Raw genomic sequence first — 17,546 nt, 5'->3', positions numbered from 1 at the left:
ATATTAACCATAAAGGGGCGAAGCTTTGTTAACAAGCTGTAACTGAATTGAAATCGAATTGACGCCGCAACCCATCGAAAATGACCTATCATTGGTAGTATAAGAATGTTAAAGTTATGGGTACGTCATAAACTGGTTTTAACAGTTTAGTTGTTTGTAATTGTGGGGATTACTAGCAACTTATAATGATAATTTTTTTAATTGCGGAGCACAATATGGGGAGAGGGACCGCATGATGGGGATTAAAAAGCTCAGTTGGTTAGTTGGAACGGTTGTGGTCGCCACACTTGGTATGCAAATTAATGTTCAAGCACAGGGACACGCGGTGGTTGATATTTCCGAGTGGCAAGGACAGCTCAGCCCAAGTCAGGTGCAGGCGATGAAGTCGCAAGTGCTATTTGTGATCAATCGCCGTCAGTATGGTTTGAATTATGTTGACCGGGATGCAGCAAATAATACGGCATTATATGTTCGCTATGGCATCCCGTTTGGTGAGTATGATTTTTCGCAGTTTACGGATGCCGTCAGTGCGCGCCGTGAAGCCCAGGCGTTTTATGCGCGGTCTAATAAGGCTGCTCGTTTTTATGCCTTGGATTTTGAAGTTAATACGGTCCGCTCCGGCTCAACCAATGCAGCCGTTGCGGCTTGGTATCACGAAATGCGGGCGTTGACCAATAAGAAACTGATTTTTTATTCGTACGCTTCGTTCGCACTAACGTATGCCAACCAAGCGCGGCAACGGTTCGACGCCCAGTGGATTGGAGCGCTAACACCCAACCCGCCGATCGTTCCGGCTGCGTTGTGGCAGTATACAGATCGTTATCACTTAGCTGGGCTAGCTGCGCCAGTTGATAATAGTCGGGTGATTACAAGCGTTCATCCCGTTTCGTGGTGGCTGGGGACGGACCGTGTTGCACGCGTTGTTACGAGTAACACCCAACCGAGACTAAAAGTTGTCCGCCATCGCCGGTTGACAGCGCCCGCCCGCAATCAATGGGACGGACGAGGACGAGCGACCCAACCAGTTGCCGCCATAAAGCCGTCAGTCGTAGTCCAAGCACAGCCACTCGCTCAATCGCAAGCACGGCCCCAGGTTCAGCCGGTTGTTAAGATTCAGCCGGAGCACCGGCTGGCGACCAACCAAAAGACACATTGGCGGGTCAAGCGGCGGGCATCGCGCACAATTAGCGTTAACCATCGTAAGGTAATTCGACACCGCGTCATTTGGCATCAAGCGACGCCGCCCAAAGTGGTAAAACTTAAAGTGACGCGGCGTAAAGGTACTAAGTTTAAGCTGAACACGGCCAGGGTAATAAAGCGTAGCCAACGCGGGCAAAGAAATCGAACAAACCGGGTGGCTCGTTTTAAAGGCCGGACACGGCAAGGGGGCACACGGCGTCAACGGTTGCTGGGACAGCGAAGAATAAGGCGTAATCAATTCCAACGGCACGCACCACGAGTAACGGTGCAGCGCCAGCAGTCAACGTTTCACCGTGAAGCACGTCGGCCAGTTCGACGATTCACACACACACGTCCCGTACATAATACTTCCCGGGACAAGCGAGGACTTAGCTGATGGCATGGCTGTCACTCGGTTCTCATTATCATGGTAGCAAAGGTTATTAATGGTTAAGTAAAATCGGTCATTTGTTGTAGAAATTAGGAGGACATTTTTCATGAACTTTAAGCGCAAAATTCAGTTGGGAATCGCCACGGCAACTGGGATGTTGGTGGTTGGAATCGTTGCCGTACCTTCAGTAACGAACGTACTACACGCGGCTTCAGACAATGTTAGTTTGGTTAGCCAGACAGCAGCACCTACGAGCGTCAAGGCAACTAATCAAACAGTCAAGGCTATCAGCGCAAGCGGGACAAAGGGTAATTACCGGGTGAAGTACGCCAAAGCTGGGACTAGTTCGACGACTGCGACCTATCAGCAGACGAACTACAATACGAAAAGCGATGCTAGTAACCAAGTCGATTATTTAGCGAATACGCAAGGTCAGCGTACGACGCTTAATTCAGGTACGGCAGCGACGGTCCAAGGGACGATGGGCAAAGTGTATGTTCATTGGAACACGGGTAGCTGGTCAGTGACAACGATTGCCAATACGCAGGACGTTGCCGGTAATCCAACTAAGTTTGCTAATCAGGTCAATAATCAGATTCAAAAGCAAGATTTAACAAGCAAGAATGTCACCAGTGGCGCTGTCACGGTATACGATACACCACAAAACGGACAGGCTAACTCAGTTCAGTGGCAAAACGGCAAGCAGGTTGCTAAGGTTCAAGGCCAACAAGCCAATACGGTCATTAAAATTGCGGCGAATGCTAAAAATTAGGCGTTTACTCGGAAGATCAGTAAATAAGCAGTGGGCGCTTGGACGTAATCGGAGCGGCGATGCTAGCCGCGTTTCCGTACTGAACGCCCTCAGCTAGCCAGTGGCCGTCAATGCGGTGTTTCGACGGAAAATAGGATTGACTTTTGTCCGTGGAGTGCTTATGATGTTAGATAATAATTAAAAAGTAGTGATCGTTAATTAGTAGTCGTTGACCCAACAGTCTAGCGACTCGGTGGGTGGTGCGAACCGAGCTGTGGTCAAGGATGAATTACATAACGTGAACTGCCATTGGCCGGATGATATCCGTTACTAATCAATGAGCGATCACATTTGGTGATAACTTGGGTGGTAACGCGGAAAACTCGTCCCTGTTTTGATGACAGGGACGAGTTTTTTTGTCCAGCGACAATCACAAGGAGGACTAACATGAACATTATCGACGATTTAAAATGGCGTGGTGCCATTAACCAACAAACGGATGAGGCCGGGTTAAAGGAACTTACCGAAAACCAATCCGTCTCACTATACTGTGGGATTGATCCAACCGGGGATAGTATGCATATTGGGCATTTGATTCCCTTCATGATTCTCAAACGATTCCAGTTGGCTGGTCACCATCCCTACGTTGTAGTTGGTGGTGGGACCGGTGCTATCGGTGATCCGTCTGGTAAGAACTCAGAACGTAAGTTACAGACCATGGATCAAGTGAAGCATAATCAGGATGGCTTAAGTGCTCAGATGTACAAGTTGTTTGGTCATGACGAAAACTTTTCGATTGTAAATAACTATGATTGGTTATCCAAAATTTCATTACTAGATTTCTTACGCGATTATGGTAAGTTGTTCAGTGTGAACACGATGCTGAACAAAGAAGTTGTGGCTAGCCGGTTGGAGGTCGGAATTTCATACACTGAATTCACGTACCAAATCTTACAATCAGTTGACTTCTTACACTTGTACCGGGCTGAACACGTGCAACTCCAGATTGGTGGGGCCGATCAGTGGGGCAACATCACGGCGGGGACGGATTTGATTCACCGCTTAGAAGGTAATGACGCCAAGGCTTACGGGTTGACGATCCCATTATTGTTGAAGGCGGATGGGACTAAGTTCGGCAAGACTGCTGGTGGGGCCGTGTGGTTAAACCCTGAGCGGACATCACCATATGAATTTTATCAATTCTGGATCAACCAGGATGATCGGGATGTCGTCAAATATCTCAAGTACTTCACGTTCTTAAGTCATGAAGAAATTGACCGCCTAGCCGAAACAGTGAAGACTGCACCTGAAAAACGGGAAGCACAACGGCGGTTAGCTGAAGAAGTCACGGAATTTGTTCATGGTAAGCAGGCGGTAGTTGAAGCTGAAAATATTACTAAGGCGTTGTTTACTGGTGATGTTCAAAGTTTAACAGCAGACGAAATCGAACAAGGATTCAAAGGGGTGCCATCAGCCGACGTCTCTGCTGAAAAGCAGAATATTGTTTTGTGGTTGGTTGACGCCACAAAATTCGAACCTTCACGGCGTCAAGCACGGGAAGATATCAAAAACGGTGCGATTCGTATCAATGGTGAAAAGGTGACGGATGTTGATGCCGAGATTGATCCATCAGCTGCTTTTAATGGCAAATTTGTCATTGTCCGTCGGGGTAAGAAACGTTACTTCTTGGCACACGTTAAGTAAATTAATTTAGCAAGTAGACTGGACCCGGTGTGGCCCAGTCTTTTTATTATTATCGTAAGTAGGAACTGGTGTAAACTTTACTTTGGTTGCACTAACAAGGTGTGATCATGGCCAGATGAGAATCAATTGAGGAGATGAAAGTTTTGGTGGGGGTTAAATTTAATACGCGTACGATTGCAATCTTAGGAATGTTGATTGCACTTAATGTTGTTATTTCTATCTTTTTCCATATTCCAATCCCGATGACGCATGGTTATATTAATTTATGTGATGCGGGAATCTTTATTGCAGCACTGATTTTTGGCTGGCGTGGTGGTGTCATTGTTGGTGGCGCCAGTGGGCTATTGTTGGATCTGTTGCTGGGATACCCACAGTATATGTTCTTCTCGCTACTTGTTCATGGCTTAGAAGGTGGGCTAGCAGGGTATCTTGGTGCTGGTAAATCGCATGGTCGGCAGATTGCGGCAATTATCACGGCAGCGGTGGTTATGGTTGTCGGCTACTTTTTATCAGATTCATTGTTGTATACGATGGCAGCGGGGCTAGTTGGTGTGCCGACTAATTTAGTTCAGGCCGTAGTTGGTGGTATCCTGGCGTTTCCAATTGTTGCTGGTATTCGTCCAATTGTTAAGGGCCACTTGAACATGTAAAATTAGATGTGATTTGTTATTCGGTTAAATTAAGTGCTCGCTAGATTTTAGGCGGGCGCTTTTTATATTGTGGTGGGTGTGTACCGCAGTATGGTGGCTGACAAGTCTGGGAGGTTGGCCAATTTCGCAGGAGGGGAATTGCTGACCTATAATGTAGCAATTGTGTAATTTTTCGACACTGGACAGCTGGGTTTTCATAAAAATGAAAAAATATTGAATTATTTGTTGACAGTTTCGTGGTCGGCTGGTATATTAGTAAACGTTGCTGCTACGGCAGATGCAATTCATCATCAAATAATTATTGAAATTAGTTGTTGACAACTTCTTCAGTAATTGGTAAGATAGTTTCTGTTGTCGCAACGGCAACCACGACAAATTAATCAAGTTACTTCTTAAAAAAAGTTGTTGACAAGATATTGATTAAGATGTTATGATGATTAAGTTGTGTTAAGCGATTAACACACGGAATTAGATCTTTGAAAACTGAACAAAGTTTCGACGAATCAAATGTGTAGGGTCTCTTGATTTTGAATCAAGAGCAAACATTTGCGAAGTCAATTCGCTAGCAAATAAATTTTAGTACAACATTAAATGAGCTTTTTAGAACTCATCATTAATTTGAGAGTTTGATCCTGGCTCAGGACGAACGCTGGCGGCGTGCCTAATACATGCAAGTCGAACGAACTCTGGTATTGATTGGTGCTTGCATCATGATTTACATTTGAGTGAGTGGCGAACTGGTGAGTAACACGTGGGAAACCTGCCCAGAAGCGGGGGATAACACCTGGAAACAGATGCTAATACCGCATAACAACTTGGACCGCATGGTCCGAGTTTGAAAGATGGCTTCGGCTATCACTTCTGGATGGTCCCGCGGCGTATTAGCTAGATGGTGAGGTAACGGCTCACCATGGCAATGATACGTAGCCGACCTGAGAGGGTAATCGGCCACATTGGGACTGAGACACGGCCCAAACTCCTACGGGAGGCAGCAGTAGGGAATCTTCCACAATGGACGAAAGTCTGATGGAGCAACGCCGCGTGAGTGAAGAAGGGTTTCGGCTCGTAAAACTCTGTTGTTAAAGAAGAACATATCTGAGAGTAACTGTTCAGGTATTGACGGTATTTAACCAGAAAGCCACGGCTAACTACGTGCCAGCAGCCGCGGTAATACGTAGGTGGCAAGCGTTGTCCGGATTTATTGGGCGTAAAGCGAGCGCAGGCGGTTTTTTAAGTCTGATGTGAAAGCCTTCGGCTCAACCGAAGAAGTGCATCGGAAACTGGGAAACTTGAGTGCAGAAGAGGACAGTGGAACTCCATGTGTAGCGGTGAAATGCGTAGATATATGGAAGAACACCAGTGGCGAAGGCGGCTGTCTGGTCTGTAACTGACGCTGAGGCTCGAAAGTATGGGTAGCAAACAGGATTAGATACCCTGGTAGTCCATACCGTAAACGATGAATGCTAAGTGTTGGAGGGTTTCCGCCCTTCAGTGCTGCAGCTAACGCATTAAGCATTCCGCCTGGGGAGTACGGCCGCAAGGCTGAAACTCAAAGGAATTGACGGGGGCCCGCACAAGCGGTGGAGCATGTGGTTTAATTCGAAGCTACGCGAAGAACCTTACCAGGTCTTGACATACTATGTAAATCTAAGAGATTAGACGTTCCCTTCGGGGACATGGATACAGGTGGTGCATGGTTGTCGTCAGCTCGTGTCGTGAGATGTTGGGTTAAGTCCCGCAACGAGCGCAACCCTTATTATCAGTTGCCAGCATTAAGTTGGGCACTCTGGTGAGACTGCCGGTGACAAACCGGAGGAAGGTGGGGATGACGTCAAATCATCATGCCCCTTATGACCTGGGCTACACACGTGCTACAATGGATGGTACAACGAGTTGCGAACTCGCGAGAGTAAGCTAATCTCTTAAAGCCATTCTCAGTTCGGATTGTAGGCTGCAACTCGCCTACATGAAGTCGGAATCGCTAGTAATCGCGGATCAGCATGCCGCGGTGAATACGTTCCCGGGCCTTGTACACACCGCCCGTCACACCATGAGAGTTTGTAACACCCAAAGTCGGTGGGGTAACCTTTTAGGAACCAGCCGCCTAAGGTGGGACAGATGATTAGGGTGAAGTCGTAACAAGGTAGCCGTAGGAGAACCTGCGGCTGGATCACCTCCTTTCTAAGGAATATTACGGAAACCTACACACGCGTCGAAACTTTGTTTAGTTTTGAGAGATTTAACTCTCAAAACTTGTTCTTTGAAAACTAGATAATATCAAATATATTTTTTCATAATGAAACCGAGAACACCGCGTTTTTTGAGTTTTTTATTGAAGTTTAATTATCGCTAAACTCATTAATCGCATTTACCGTTAGGTAAATGAGGTTAAGTTAACAAGGGCGCATGGTGAATGCCTTGGCACTAGGAGCCGATGAAGGACGGGACTAACACCGATATGCTTCGGGGAGCTGTACGTAAGCTATGATCCGGAGATTTCCGAATGGGGCAACCCAGCAGTTTTAATCAACTGTTACCACTAGATGAATTCATAGTCTAGTTGGAGGTAAACGCTGTGAACTGAAACATCTCATTAGCAGCAGGAATATAAAGAAATTTCGATTCCCTAAGTAGCGGCGAGCGAACGGGGAACAGCCCAAACCAAAGTGCTTGCACTTTGGGGTTGTAGGACTGAACATTTGAGTTACCAAAGAACTTGATAGTCGAAGGATTTGGGAAAATCCGCCATAGATGGTGATAGCCCAGTAGATTAAATCAAATTCTCTCAGTTCAGGATCCTGAGTACGGCGGAACACGTGAAATTCCGTCGGAATCCGGGAGGACCATCTCCCAAGGCTAAATACTACCTAGTGACCGATAGTGAACCAGTACCGTGAGGGAAAGGTGAAAAGCACCCCGGGAGGGGAGTGAAATAGTTCCTGAAACCATGTGCCTACAATAAGTCAGAGCGCGTTAATGCGTGATGGCGTGCCTTTTGTAGAATGAACCGGCGAGTTATGATCCCGTGCAAGGTTAAGACTAAAAAGTCGGAGCCGTAGCGAAAGCGAGTCTGAAATGGGCGATTTTAGTACGAGGTTATAGACCCGAAACCAGGTGACCTATCCATGTCCAGGTTGAAGGTGCGGTAAAACGCACTGGAGGACCGAACCCGTGTAAGTTGAAAATTGCTGGGATGAGGTGTGGATAGCGGTGAAATTCCAAACGAACTTGGAGATAGCTGGTTCTCTCCGAAATAGCTTTAGGGCTAGCCTCGGAATTAGGATCATGGAGGTAGAGCACTATTTGGACTAGGGGCCCGTCTTGGGTTACTGAATTCAGATAAACTCCGAATGCCATTGATTCATATCCGGGAGTCAGACGATGAGTGATAAGATCCACCGTCGAAAGGGGAACAGCCCAGACCATCAGTTAAGGTCCCTAAATGTATGCTAAGTGGAAAAGAATGTGGAGTTGCATAGACAACTAGGATGTTGGCTCAGAAGCAGCCACCATTTAAAGAGTGCGTAATAGCTCACTAGTCGAGTGATCCTGCGCCGAAAATGTACCGGGGCTAAGCATACTACCGAAACCATGGATGCGACCATTAGGTCGCGTGATAGGAGAGCGTTCTAAGGGCGGTGAAGCAAGATCGTGAGGACTTGTGGAGCGCTTAGAAGTGAGAATGCCGGTATGAGTAGCGAAAGATAGGTGAGAATCCTATCCACCGAATGACTAAGGTTTCCTGGGGAAGGCTCGTCCTCCCAGGGTTAGTCGGGACCTAAGTCGAGGCCGAGAGGCGTAGACGATGGATAACAGGTTGAGATTCCTGTACTAGTTAAGTGCGTTTGAGCAATGGAGGGACGCAGGAGGCTAAGATGTGCATTCTGTTGGATTAGAATGTCCAAGCAGTAAGTCTTGTGAAGAGTCAAATGCTTTTCACTTTAAGGACAAGCTGTGATGGGGAGCGAAATTTAGTAGCGAAGCGTCTGATGTCACACTGCCGAGAAAAGCTTCTAGTGAGTACTTAACTACCCGTACCGCAAACCGACACAGGTAGTCGAGGAGAGAATCCTAAGGTGAGCGAGTGAACTCTCGTTAAGGAACTCGGCAAAATGACCCCGTAACTTCGGGAGAAGGGGTGCTGATCGCAAGATCAGCCGCAGTGAATAGGCCCAGGCGACTGTTTATCAAAAACACAGGTCTCTGCAAAATCGTAAGATGACGTATAGGGGCTGACGCCTGCCCGGTGCTGGAAGGTTAAAAGGATGGGTTAGCTTCGGCGAAGCTCAGAATTGAAGCCCCAGTAAACGGCGGCCGTAACTATAACGGTCCTAAGGTAGCGAAATTCCTTGTCGGGTAAGTTCCGACCCGCACGAAAGGCGTAACGATCTGGGCACTGTCTCAACGAGAGACTCGGTGAAATTATATTGTCCGTGAAGATGCGGACTACCCGCGACAGGACGGAAAGACCCCATGGAGCTTTACTGTAGCTTGATATTGAGTGTTTGTACAGCTTGTACAGGATAGGTAGGAGCCATAGAAACCGGAACGCTAGTTTCGGTGGAGGCGTTGGTGGGATACTACCCTCGCTGTATGACCACTCTAACCCGCACCACTAATCGTGGTGGGAGACAGTGTCAGGTGGGCAGTTTGACTGGGGCGGTCGCCTCCTAAAAAGTAACGGAGGCGCCCAAAGGTTCCCTCAGAATGGTTGGAAATCATTCGCAGAGTGTAAAGGCACAAGGGAGCTTGACTGCGAGACAGACAGGTCGAGCAGGGACGAAAGTCGGGCTTAGTGATCCGGTGGTACCGTATGGAAGGGCCATCGCTCAACGGATAAAAGCTACCCTGGGGATAACAGGCTTATCTCCCCCAAGAGTCCACATCGACGGGGAGGTTTGGCACCTCGATGTCGGCTCATCGCATCCTGGGGCTGTAGTCGGTCCCAAGGGTTGGGCTGTTCGCCCATTAAAGCGGTACGCGAGCTGGGTTCAGAACGTCGTGAGACAGTTCGGTCCCTATCCGTCGCGGGCGTAGGAAATTTGAGAGGACCTGTCCTTAGTACGAGAGGACCGGGATGGACATACCTCTGGTGTACCAGTTGTGCCGCCAGGCGCATCGCTGGGTAGCTACGTATGGATGTGATAAACGCTGAAAGCATCTAAGTGTGAAACACACCTCGAGATGAGATTTCCCATTCCTTTATGGAAGTAAGACCCCTGAAAGATGATCAGGTAGATAGGTTAGAAGTGGCAGTGCGGTGACGCATGAAGCGGACTAATACTAATCGGTCGAGGACTTAACCAAGTAATTGGTGTTCCAGTTCATATGAAGATATTTGATATTAGCTAGTTTTGAGAGCACAAGTTTCTCAATAGTGTGGTGACGATGGCGAGAAGGATACACCTGTTCCCATGTCGAACACAGAAGTTAAGCTTCTTAGCGCCGAGAGTAGTTGGGGGATCGCTCCCTGCGAGGGTAGGACGTTGCCATGCGACCTAAGGAATCGTTAATTCGATTCCTTTTTTTGCGTCGAACGTCAATAAGTACGGTTTGAATTTGAGCATGCTTTTGGTATACTGGAAAAGGTCAATTAACGCCGTTTTAGCTCAGCAGGTAGAGCACTTCCATGGTAAGGAAGAGGTCGGCAGTTCAAATCTGCTAAACGGCTTCGAGATATTATTTATTGTGATTGGCTGTCAAACAAATCCATTCCATAAACGCTTTTAAATAGGCGCTTACGGAATGGATTTTACTTTTGGGGGTATTAAGAGTTTCGCTAAATCAAATATTGTAGACGCGTCGTACACACGGATGCTTAGTAGCAACCAGCACGTGTTTGACGTTCGAAATTGAGTGTCGTGCCAGATCTGAATGCAAGCGATGAATAATCACCACCAGACTAAGATGTGGACGTACGCTTGAGGTTAGTTCGGCCAGGCGGCTTCAAATTGCGTGAACAGTGGCGTTAATGAGTGACGGTTGCCAACTAGATAGTTGACATAGATGGGCATATGAGCACTATCATCGCTGATTGGAATAGCGACCCGATTATCATCATCGTTTTGGTTATCCTGGGGGTGCCGGTCCAACGTAGTAAAGTTAGTACTGAAATACGGAAAATCAGAGTACTTAGTGATTTCTGTAAAGGCCGTGCGTTGGGGTTGGTACAAAAACTTGGCATCTGGGATGGCTTGCTGAATAATGGTTTTCCAAATACCGATTGCACTCAGGACTACAAAGCTGATGCCTTTGAGTTCAGCGAAGGTGATACTAGGTTGATTCGCACGGTACATGAATCGTTGCAAATGAACGACGAGATTTTCCGAACCGATGAAACGAGATTCAATGTCGGCCGTCAGAATCTCCTGATTAGAGAAAATAAAACTAGTCTGGCGACTAATGAGATGCTCATTAATCTGGTTATCTGTAATCAATGATTGCTTTACCTGGAGCGTATTAGGTAGTGCTGCTTTCAGATGAGCAAGTAACACGAGGGGACCGGGTAAGGTGGTCTCGACAGTACGCGTAACTAAGCTTTGCTCGTAGTTTTGGATTTTAGTCACAAAGGCCCGTTGTTGTGTCAATAATCGTTCAGCTTCCTGAGCAGCTAACTGGCCAGTGGGCGTCAGTGTAATTCGATTAGGCTGGCGATCAAACAAGCGAACGGCAAGCATCGTTTCCAACTTCTGCATGCCACGCGTGATGGTTGGTTGCGTCACGTTTAATGCGGCCGCGGTCTTAGCCAACGTGTGCTCGTGGGCGAATGTGATCAGTTCTTCTAGTAAATAATTTTCAATCATCAGGAACCTCCGTTAGCAGTATGCGCTATATGTATACTAGTATGAATAAGTAGTAATTTTCAAGTATTAGGTTTGCGGGTATGCTGGTTATTGTAATCAAATAGCGAAAGGTTGATGCGTGATGGTTCCAACAACGAAATTGAACAATGGTGTGGTTATGCCCCAATTGGGATTTGGCGTGTTCCAAGTCCCTGACCTGGATGAATGTGAAGCAGCGGTGACCGCAGCCTTAAAGGCTGGTTATCGTTTAATTGATACGGCAACCGCATATCAAAATGAAACCGCAGTGGGGCGGGCAATTCAAAAGAGTGGTCTGAAGCGTGATGAGCTCTTTGTCACTTCCAAGCTGTGGGTCTCAGAATTCACCTATGAACGTGCCAAGCAAGGCATTGATGCGTCATTACAACGTTTAGGCTTAGACTACTTAGACTTGTATCTTTTGCATCAACCTTATGGCGATGTGATGGGGGCCTGGCGCGCCTTAGAAGAGGCTTACCATGCTGGCAAGATTCGCGCAATTGGTGTTTCCAATTTTTATGCGGATCAGCTAAAGAACTTGGAACTGACCATGTCTGTGCAACCGGCTGTTAACCAGATCGAAGTTAATCCGTGGTATCAGCAGGCAGACGAGGTCAGCTTTAATCAAAATGAACACGTGCGGGTCGAAGCCTGGGCACCGTTTGCAGAAGGTAAGCATGCGATTTTCAGTCATCCAAGTATTCAAACTATCGCACAGGCCCATGGTAAGACGACCGGACAAGTTATCTTGCGTTGGTTGTTGCAACGCGGTATTACGGTAATTCCAAAATCAGTGCATCCAGAGCGGATGGCAGAAAATATTGATGTCTTTGATTTTGAATTAACAGCGGCTGAAATGGCAGCGATGGCTGAACTTAATCAGGGCGTCAGTCAATTCTTTGATCACCGCGATCCCGTGACCATCGAACAGATTTTTGGCGCTAGTTTACGCCAATTACACGAATAAGTTAAGAAACGTCAACTGATACCAATTGACCAAAGCTAGCGACAATTAGAGATTATCACGCAGGGCCAATAAATAGTAATAGCAGGAATAGTATCAGAGATTAATTTGAATAATTTATATCATACGAGGAGTGGTTATTAATGACAAAAACACCAACGATTACGCTAAATGATGGCCGCGCGATTCCAGCAATTGGGTTTGGCACTTTCCAAATTCCAGATGACGGGTCTACTTATCAAGCAGTCAAAGAAGCCTTGGCAATCGGTTATCGACACATCGATACGGCCGTCGCCTATTTTAACGAAGACGAAGTTGGTCGGGCAATCAAGGATAGTGGGATTCCTCGAGACGAAATCTGGGTGACGAGTAAACTTTGGCTTCAAGACTATGGTTTTGACGCAGCCAGTCGCGCCATCGATCGTTCGTTAACTAAGTTGGGACTAGACTATATTGACTTGTACTTAATTCATCAACCTTATGGCGATGTTCCGGGGGCATGGCAAGCAATGGAAGATGCGCAAAAGGCCGGCAAATTGAAGTCGATCGGTGTTTCCAACATGACACCCAAGTTATGGCAAAAATTCGTACCTCAGTTTGAAACGGTCCCGGCGGTCAATCAGGTTGAATTCAACCCATACTTTCAGCAGCAACCGTTGCGCAAATTACTTGCGGCCCAAGACGTCAAATTAGAGGCCTGGGCAAGGCAATCAAGCACTGCTTGAAGAACCAGTCATTCAGCAGTTAGCCACTAAGTATCATAAAGATGCTGGCCAAATCATCCTCAGATTTGAACATCAGGAAGGCGTAATCGTCTTTCCAAAATCGGTACACACTGCGCGCATCAAGAGCAATCGTGACATCTTTGATTTTGAATTAACACCCACTGAGATGGACCAGTTACGAGCTTTAGATACGGGTAAAGGTCAACATAACCCCGATGCACCGGGGGTTTCAGAACAGTTGTTGCATGCCTTTGATGTGCATGCTGATGACTAGCGTGCGCCGGGCAGCACCACTACTTTGATCATAACTAAAATTAACGGCGATATGGACGCTAAAAATGCTAGCGTAACATGTCGTCGTTTTTTTTGATTCGGTTGTTTGTTTAAGGACATTCAAAGCGGTACTTCGATCGGATGAGCGTAACATCGAGATGATACTGAGAAAGTGGTACCACTAAGCAGTGATAAGACTGCGTGCTGCCACTGATTAGTGGCCTGCAGGAACCTCGTTATTAATAATTTGCTCATTAAAGTCATTGAAGATGTCGAGCAGAGACTTCACGCGTTGCGGGCCCAACTGAGTCGTCCACTGGTGAACCGTTTTGTGCATGGTGGTCATTAGTTGTTGATCTAGATGACGGCCGGTAGCCGTTAAGGAAAGTCCTTTTTGGCGGCGATCAGCAGCATTCGCCTGTTGCGTAATGTATTGATTGCTTAAGAGCATACTAATTTGGCGTGAAATCGCGCTGCGGGAAACGTGGTGCCGATGTGCAAGTTCCATTAATAACAGCGGTCGGGGACTTTGACCGATTTCGTGCATGATAAAAAAAGCGTCAAAGGTTAGATGTTGCGTGGTCAATAATGAATTCAAACGAGAGTTCAGGTAGCGAGAGATATTAGCGTAATCGGTCAGAAACATGTCGAGAGCGTCGACGGTAGCCATAAATAAGAACCTCCTTGAAGGGCGACGGCTTGGTGAATTTTGATTGACTATATTCACTAAGCATCATACCGCTAAACGCAAGAAAAGTGTAAGATTGTGAGCTACAAATTAGCATCCGAAATCGGGCATGAATTACTTGCATGGCAGGTAACGTAAAAACACCGCTGACGGCTTTATGCGCTGTCAGCGGTGGCGAATGACTCATCGATTAACCTTGTCGAAAGGCGGTGCGTTCGCAGGCGTAGAATCGTGATGTGAACACTTAAATTTGCGGCGTACTAAGCGGTTTTAGCGCGATGACGACACGCGATCATTGGCAAAATCATCCCTAAGGCCACAAAGATGATTGGCGTCAAAATGTTTAGCGTCAGTTGGAAGAGCCAACTGCTAGGATTGCTGGCGTAGGAAGTCTTAGGAACCATGCCGAGGATGCAAGCAAATGCGGTAAACAGGAAGCACCAGGCACCAACTAATCGACCAGCGACCGGATTTTTCAGGAACTTGTAATCACTCTTAAATTCCTTTAAGTGCTTGTTGAGTAACATGTAAGCCAAGAAGACCCACAGGTAGCGCATTGGCATTACGACTGAATTCAAGTTCAGTAACCAATTAAAGAGTTCATTCATGTTTCCAATCCCTAATGCAGGAATGATAATGAGAATGCTGACCAGAACTCCAGTTAAGATGTAGCCATTGACAGGCACATCCTTCTTGTTCATTTTACTTAATTTTTTGGGAATAAATTCAGGGTCGGCGTCACCAAGCAAAATCTTTAACGGTGCGTCGATTGAGAACGCCAAGGCTGAAATCTGAGCGAGGACGTTGGCAATTGCGTACAGGATCAAGAACAAGTTACCTACGTGGTAGAAAGCGCCCAGTCGTTGAAATGCATAGTAAGCACCGTTGGCCATCAAATCAGCGGGAATGTGTTTGGAGTTGAATAAAATTCCCATGGCGAATGAGCCCAGTAGCGCACAGATTGCGACCATTCCAGCGAGTACTAACATCCCTAATGGGAACTCACGTCCTGGATTCTTCGTCTTATTAACGTACGGCGAGATTTTTTCAGAACCCCCGACCGCAAAGACGAGCATTGAAACGGTCGTAAAGTAGGTAAAGTCGAACTTAGGTAAGTAGGACTTGAGTGAAAACATGTTCGGTGTCTGAACAGTCGCCTTGGTCATAAACGGTGCTGAGACGGCCAAGATGATGAACAGAATCGACATGATGAACATCCCCGTACCAGCAACACTCCCGATGCGTTTCAGTGTCGTTAGTCCCAATGAAGCAATCCAGAGGAAGAATAAGAATAGCACTAAACAAATGGCTTGAACGACTAACGCAGGCGTTGTATTGACAAAGTTCCCATTTCCACGGAACAGCCAGCTGAACGCAATCAGGATCCCTTGGGGTTTTTGTGCTAAGTACGGAATGTGGACGATCCAGTAAGTCCAAGCGGCATAGTAGGCTAGGCGCTTAGTACTCGTTGCCCGAATCCAGGACGAGACGCCCCCCTCAGCATCCTTAAAGGTCGATCCCAGTTGACCTACGATCAAGGTGTAGGGGATAAAATAAATAATCATGATCAAGATCCAAGAAGTGACGACTGAGAGTCCTTGCAACGCAAAGTTATTGACAACGTTACCCAGACCCCAGACCGCCACGAATGCAATTAAAGCAATGTTGGACCAGCGAAGCTGCTTTTCGTTTTCCATGTTGAACTCCTTTGTGATAAAGTATGCTTAATTGTAAGGCCAAACTGAAAACGATACCAGTATTAACAAGTTAATATTAAAAGCGCTTTAAATTTTAGACTAAAAAATGAATTTTGGGTGTCAAAATGGCGAAAATTTGCTATTGTTAAGAGGAGACAAAATTTAACGGCGGCGGACGCGAATCGGTCGAATGAAAAATGAAAGCAGGAATGGTCTTGAAAGAAGTTACGGTTGGGGAGTTAACGTTAGCGACAGGAAAGCCTAAAATTGGCGTTGTTTTGGCGGGGGCAACACGGGAGGACCTGTTGCGTAAAGCGGGCCAGATTTTAACCTCGGTAGCGCAAATTGTTATTTGGCGATTAAATCCCTATCAAGAATTGGATAACCGCGCGGAACTCGTCAATACGGCGGCACAATTACAACAAGTTCTGGGGACCATTCCGTTGATTGCCATGTTCAGTATGGCGAATGAAGCGCCCGAAGCGCCCGAATATTATCAAACTTATCAAACATTGGTTAATAATCGAAGTGTCGCCGGGGTGGATATTGACTTAGCTATGGTTAATCAGCCAGATTTCATGACGTTGACCAAGCAGATGCGTACCAATCGAATTCGGTTAATTGCGAGTCAGACCGTCACGACGGCAACGACTGGCGATTTGTTGGCGACTTATCGCGAATTAGCAGCAACTGGTGCTGATGTCGTGCGGGTGACAGTGGCCAGTCACGATGCGCAGACGGTGTTGGCATTGATGGCGGCGACTGAACAGGCACAGCAACAATTAGCTGTGCCAATCGTGGCAACGGCGACGGGCAAGTTTGGTCGGTATAACAGTGTTTGTAGCCATTTGACTGGTTCAGCCATCGCCTTTGGGCATGTTGGCCGGGTCGGTGACCAGAGCCAACTAGCCGTGAGTCAGGTCAAACAGGCGTTACAGATGTTAGCGCCAATTGAAGGAGCGTGAAAGCAATGCAATGGCGATCGTTTTGGCGACATACCCGAACGATTTTTGAAACGTTAGTCATCTATTTCTTACTGATCCAAGGACCATATGATTTATGGATCGGTAAGATCGGCTATCGATTCAGTTCGTATGTAATTGATATTGTGGGTATCACGGTGCTGTTTGTCATTGTCGAGCTTGTCTATAATGCGATTCGACAAATCGTGGTAAAACGGCGATCCAAGTGACGCAGGCGTCGGTGCAATTACTGCGCCGACGAACTAACGATCGTGCGGGTCGCATTCCGCAATCGAATTCGGAAAACGCGCAATTTGAATGGGTAAATAAGGTCTTGGACAGTATTACTGTTCAAGGCCTTTTTGATGCTCAAGCATTACTGTTAGACACGGTCAGTCATTACGGTAACAATTGACCGGTGCACGATGCAACTGTCGCTATGGTGAACGGATGTTGGTGGCAAAGTGTCAGGCTGGCCAAGACTGACGAATCATCTGAGTGAAAGCGATTACTTAAATATCGAGCTGATAATTATATTTTTGCGATAAATAAGCGGATTAATCATAATGATAACGGGTTAATTAGAATTGTGATAATCAGTTGAGCATTCTGAGGATACCATGGTATATTTAAAAACCGTAAATGATGTACTAGTTAAACACGATAATCAAATATAGTAAAAACACTTTATTTAATGAGATTAATCGTTAGGTCAGTCAGGTTATTTTTTGAGGAAATGGG

The 17,546-nt window shown here is 46.6% G+C and carries 9 protein-coding genes, 1 tRNA gene, 3 rRNA genes, 2 pseudogenes and 1 other annotated feature; of the genes and pseudogenes, 12 read left to right on the top strand and 3 right to left on the bottom strand.

All coding sequences use genetic code 11. The features are described 5' to 3' along the window. The first annotated feature begins 235 nt into the window (after positions 1–235). The 8 genes from V7R88_RS11360 to V7R88_RS11325 all read left to right on the top strand — a co-directional run bounded on the left by V7R88_RS11360 (position 236) and on the right by V7R88_RS11325 (position 10,346). A complete protein-coding gene (locus V7R88_RS11360; protein WP_054395876.1) occupies positions 236–1,576 on the top strand; it encodes a GH25 family lysozyme in 1,341 nt (446 codons plus the stop codon). 100 nt (positions 1,577–1,676) lie between these two features. Next, positions 1,677–2,342, top strand: a complete 666-nt coding sequence (locus V7R88_RS11355; protein WP_054395812.1) for a hypothetical protein — start codon at positions 1,677–1,679, stop codon at positions 2,340–2,342. Between the two features lie 178 nt (positions 2,343–2,520). After that, positions 2,521–2,715 (top strand) — a binding site (T-box leader). Between the two features lie 53 nt (positions 2,716–2,768). Then, positions 2,769–4,025 carry a tyrosine--tRNA ligase gene (gene tyrS, locus V7R88_RS11350; protein WP_015380777.1) on the top strand — a complete coding sequence of 419 codons (1,257 nt, stop codon included), beginning with the start codon at positions 2,769–2,771 and terminating at the stop codon, positions 4,023–4,025. Positions 4,026–4,159: 134 nt separating this feature from the next. Further along, positions 4,160–4,675, top strand: coding sequence for an ECF transporter S component (locus tag V7R88_RS11345; protein ID WP_054395809.1), 516 nt, complete (start codon positions 4,160–4,162; stop codon positions 4,673–4,675). Between the two features lie 614 nt (positions 4,676–5,289). Further along, a 16S ribosomal RNA gene (locus tag V7R88_RS11340) occupies positions 5,290–6,856 on the top strand. Between the two features lie 205 nt (positions 6,857–7,061). Next, positions 7,062–9,982 (top strand): 23S ribosomal RNA (locus V7R88_RS11335). 71 nt (positions 9,983–10,053) lie between these two features. Next, positions 10,054–10,170: ribosomal RNA gene (rrf, locus tag V7R88_RS11330) — 5S ribosomal RNA — on the top strand. Together the 16S, 23S and 5S rRNA genes with 1 tRNA gene alongside form the textbook arrangement of a ribosomal RNA operon. A gap of 103 nt (positions 10,171–10,273) precedes the next feature. Further along, positions 10,274–10,346 (top strand) — tRNA-Thr (locus V7R88_RS11325). A 231-nt stretch (positions 10,347–10,577) separates the two neighbouring features. Here V7R88_RS11325 and V7R88_RS11320 read toward each other — a convergent pair. Further along, a pseudogene (locus V7R88_RS11320) lies at positions 10,578–11,478 on the bottom strand (LysR family transcriptional regulator). Positions 11,479–11,599: 121 nt separating this feature from the next. Here V7R88_RS11320 and V7R88_RS11315 point away from each other — a divergent pair. Both V7R88_RS11315 and V7R88_RS11310 read left to right on the top strand, forming a co-directional pair. Beyond that, positions 11,600–12,463: an aldo/keto reductase gene (locus tag V7R88_RS11315; protein WP_054397850.1), complete on the top strand. Its 864-nt coding sequence runs from the start codon at positions 11,600–11,602 to the stop codon at positions 12,461–12,463. Positions 12,464–12,603: 140 nt separating this feature from the next. Next, a pseudogene (locus V7R88_RS11310) lies at positions 12,604–13,459 on the top strand (aldo/keto reductase). A 213-nt stretch (positions 13,460–13,672) separates the two neighbouring features. On the opposite strand, the gene V7R88_RS11305 reads toward V7R88_RS11310, so the two are convergent. Together V7R88_RS11305 and V7R88_RS11300 are read right to left on the bottom strand one after the other, a co-directional pair. After that, positions 13,673–14,128: a MarR family winged helix-turn-helix transcriptional regulator gene (locus V7R88_RS11305; protein WP_054397848.1), complete on the bottom strand. Its 456-nt coding sequence runs from the start codon at positions 14,126–14,128 to the stop codon at positions 13,673–13,675. Positions 14,129–14,406: 278 nt separating this feature from the next. Then, positions 14,407–15,843, bottom strand: a complete 1,437-nt coding sequence (locus V7R88_RS11300; RefSeq protein WP_054397846.1) for an amino acid permease — start codon at positions 15,841–15,843, stop codon at positions 14,407–14,409. Positions 15,844–16,040: 197 nt separating this feature from the next. Here V7R88_RS11300 and V7R88_RS11295 point away from each other — a divergent pair, with 197 nt between their 5' ends. Together V7R88_RS11295 and V7R88_RS11290 are read left to right on the top strand one after the other, a co-directional pair. Beyond that, positions 16,041–16,808, top strand: a complete 768-nt coding sequence (locus tag V7R88_RS11295) for a type I 3-dehydroquinate dehydratase (RefSeq protein ID WP_225588614.1) — start codon at positions 16,041–16,043, stop codon at positions 16,806–16,808. Positions 16,809–16,813: 5 nt separating this feature from the next. Then, positions 16,814–17,035 carry a hypothetical protein gene (locus tag V7R88_RS11290; protein ID WP_054397844.1) on the top strand — a complete coding sequence of 74 codons (222 nt, stop codon included), beginning with the start codon at positions 16,814–16,816 and terminating at the stop codon, positions 17,033–17,035. The last annotated feature ends 511 nt before the right edge of the window (positions 17,036–17,546 follow it).

The organism is Lactiplantibacillus argentoratensis (assembly GCF_037290055.1).
Taxonomy (GTDB): domain Bacteria; phylum Bacillota; class Bacilli; order Lactobacillales; family Lactobacillaceae; genus Lactiplantibacillus; species Lactiplantibacillus plantarum.
Note: the sequence above shows the minus strand (reverse complement) of the source record. Positions and strands in the feature narration are given on the sequence as shown.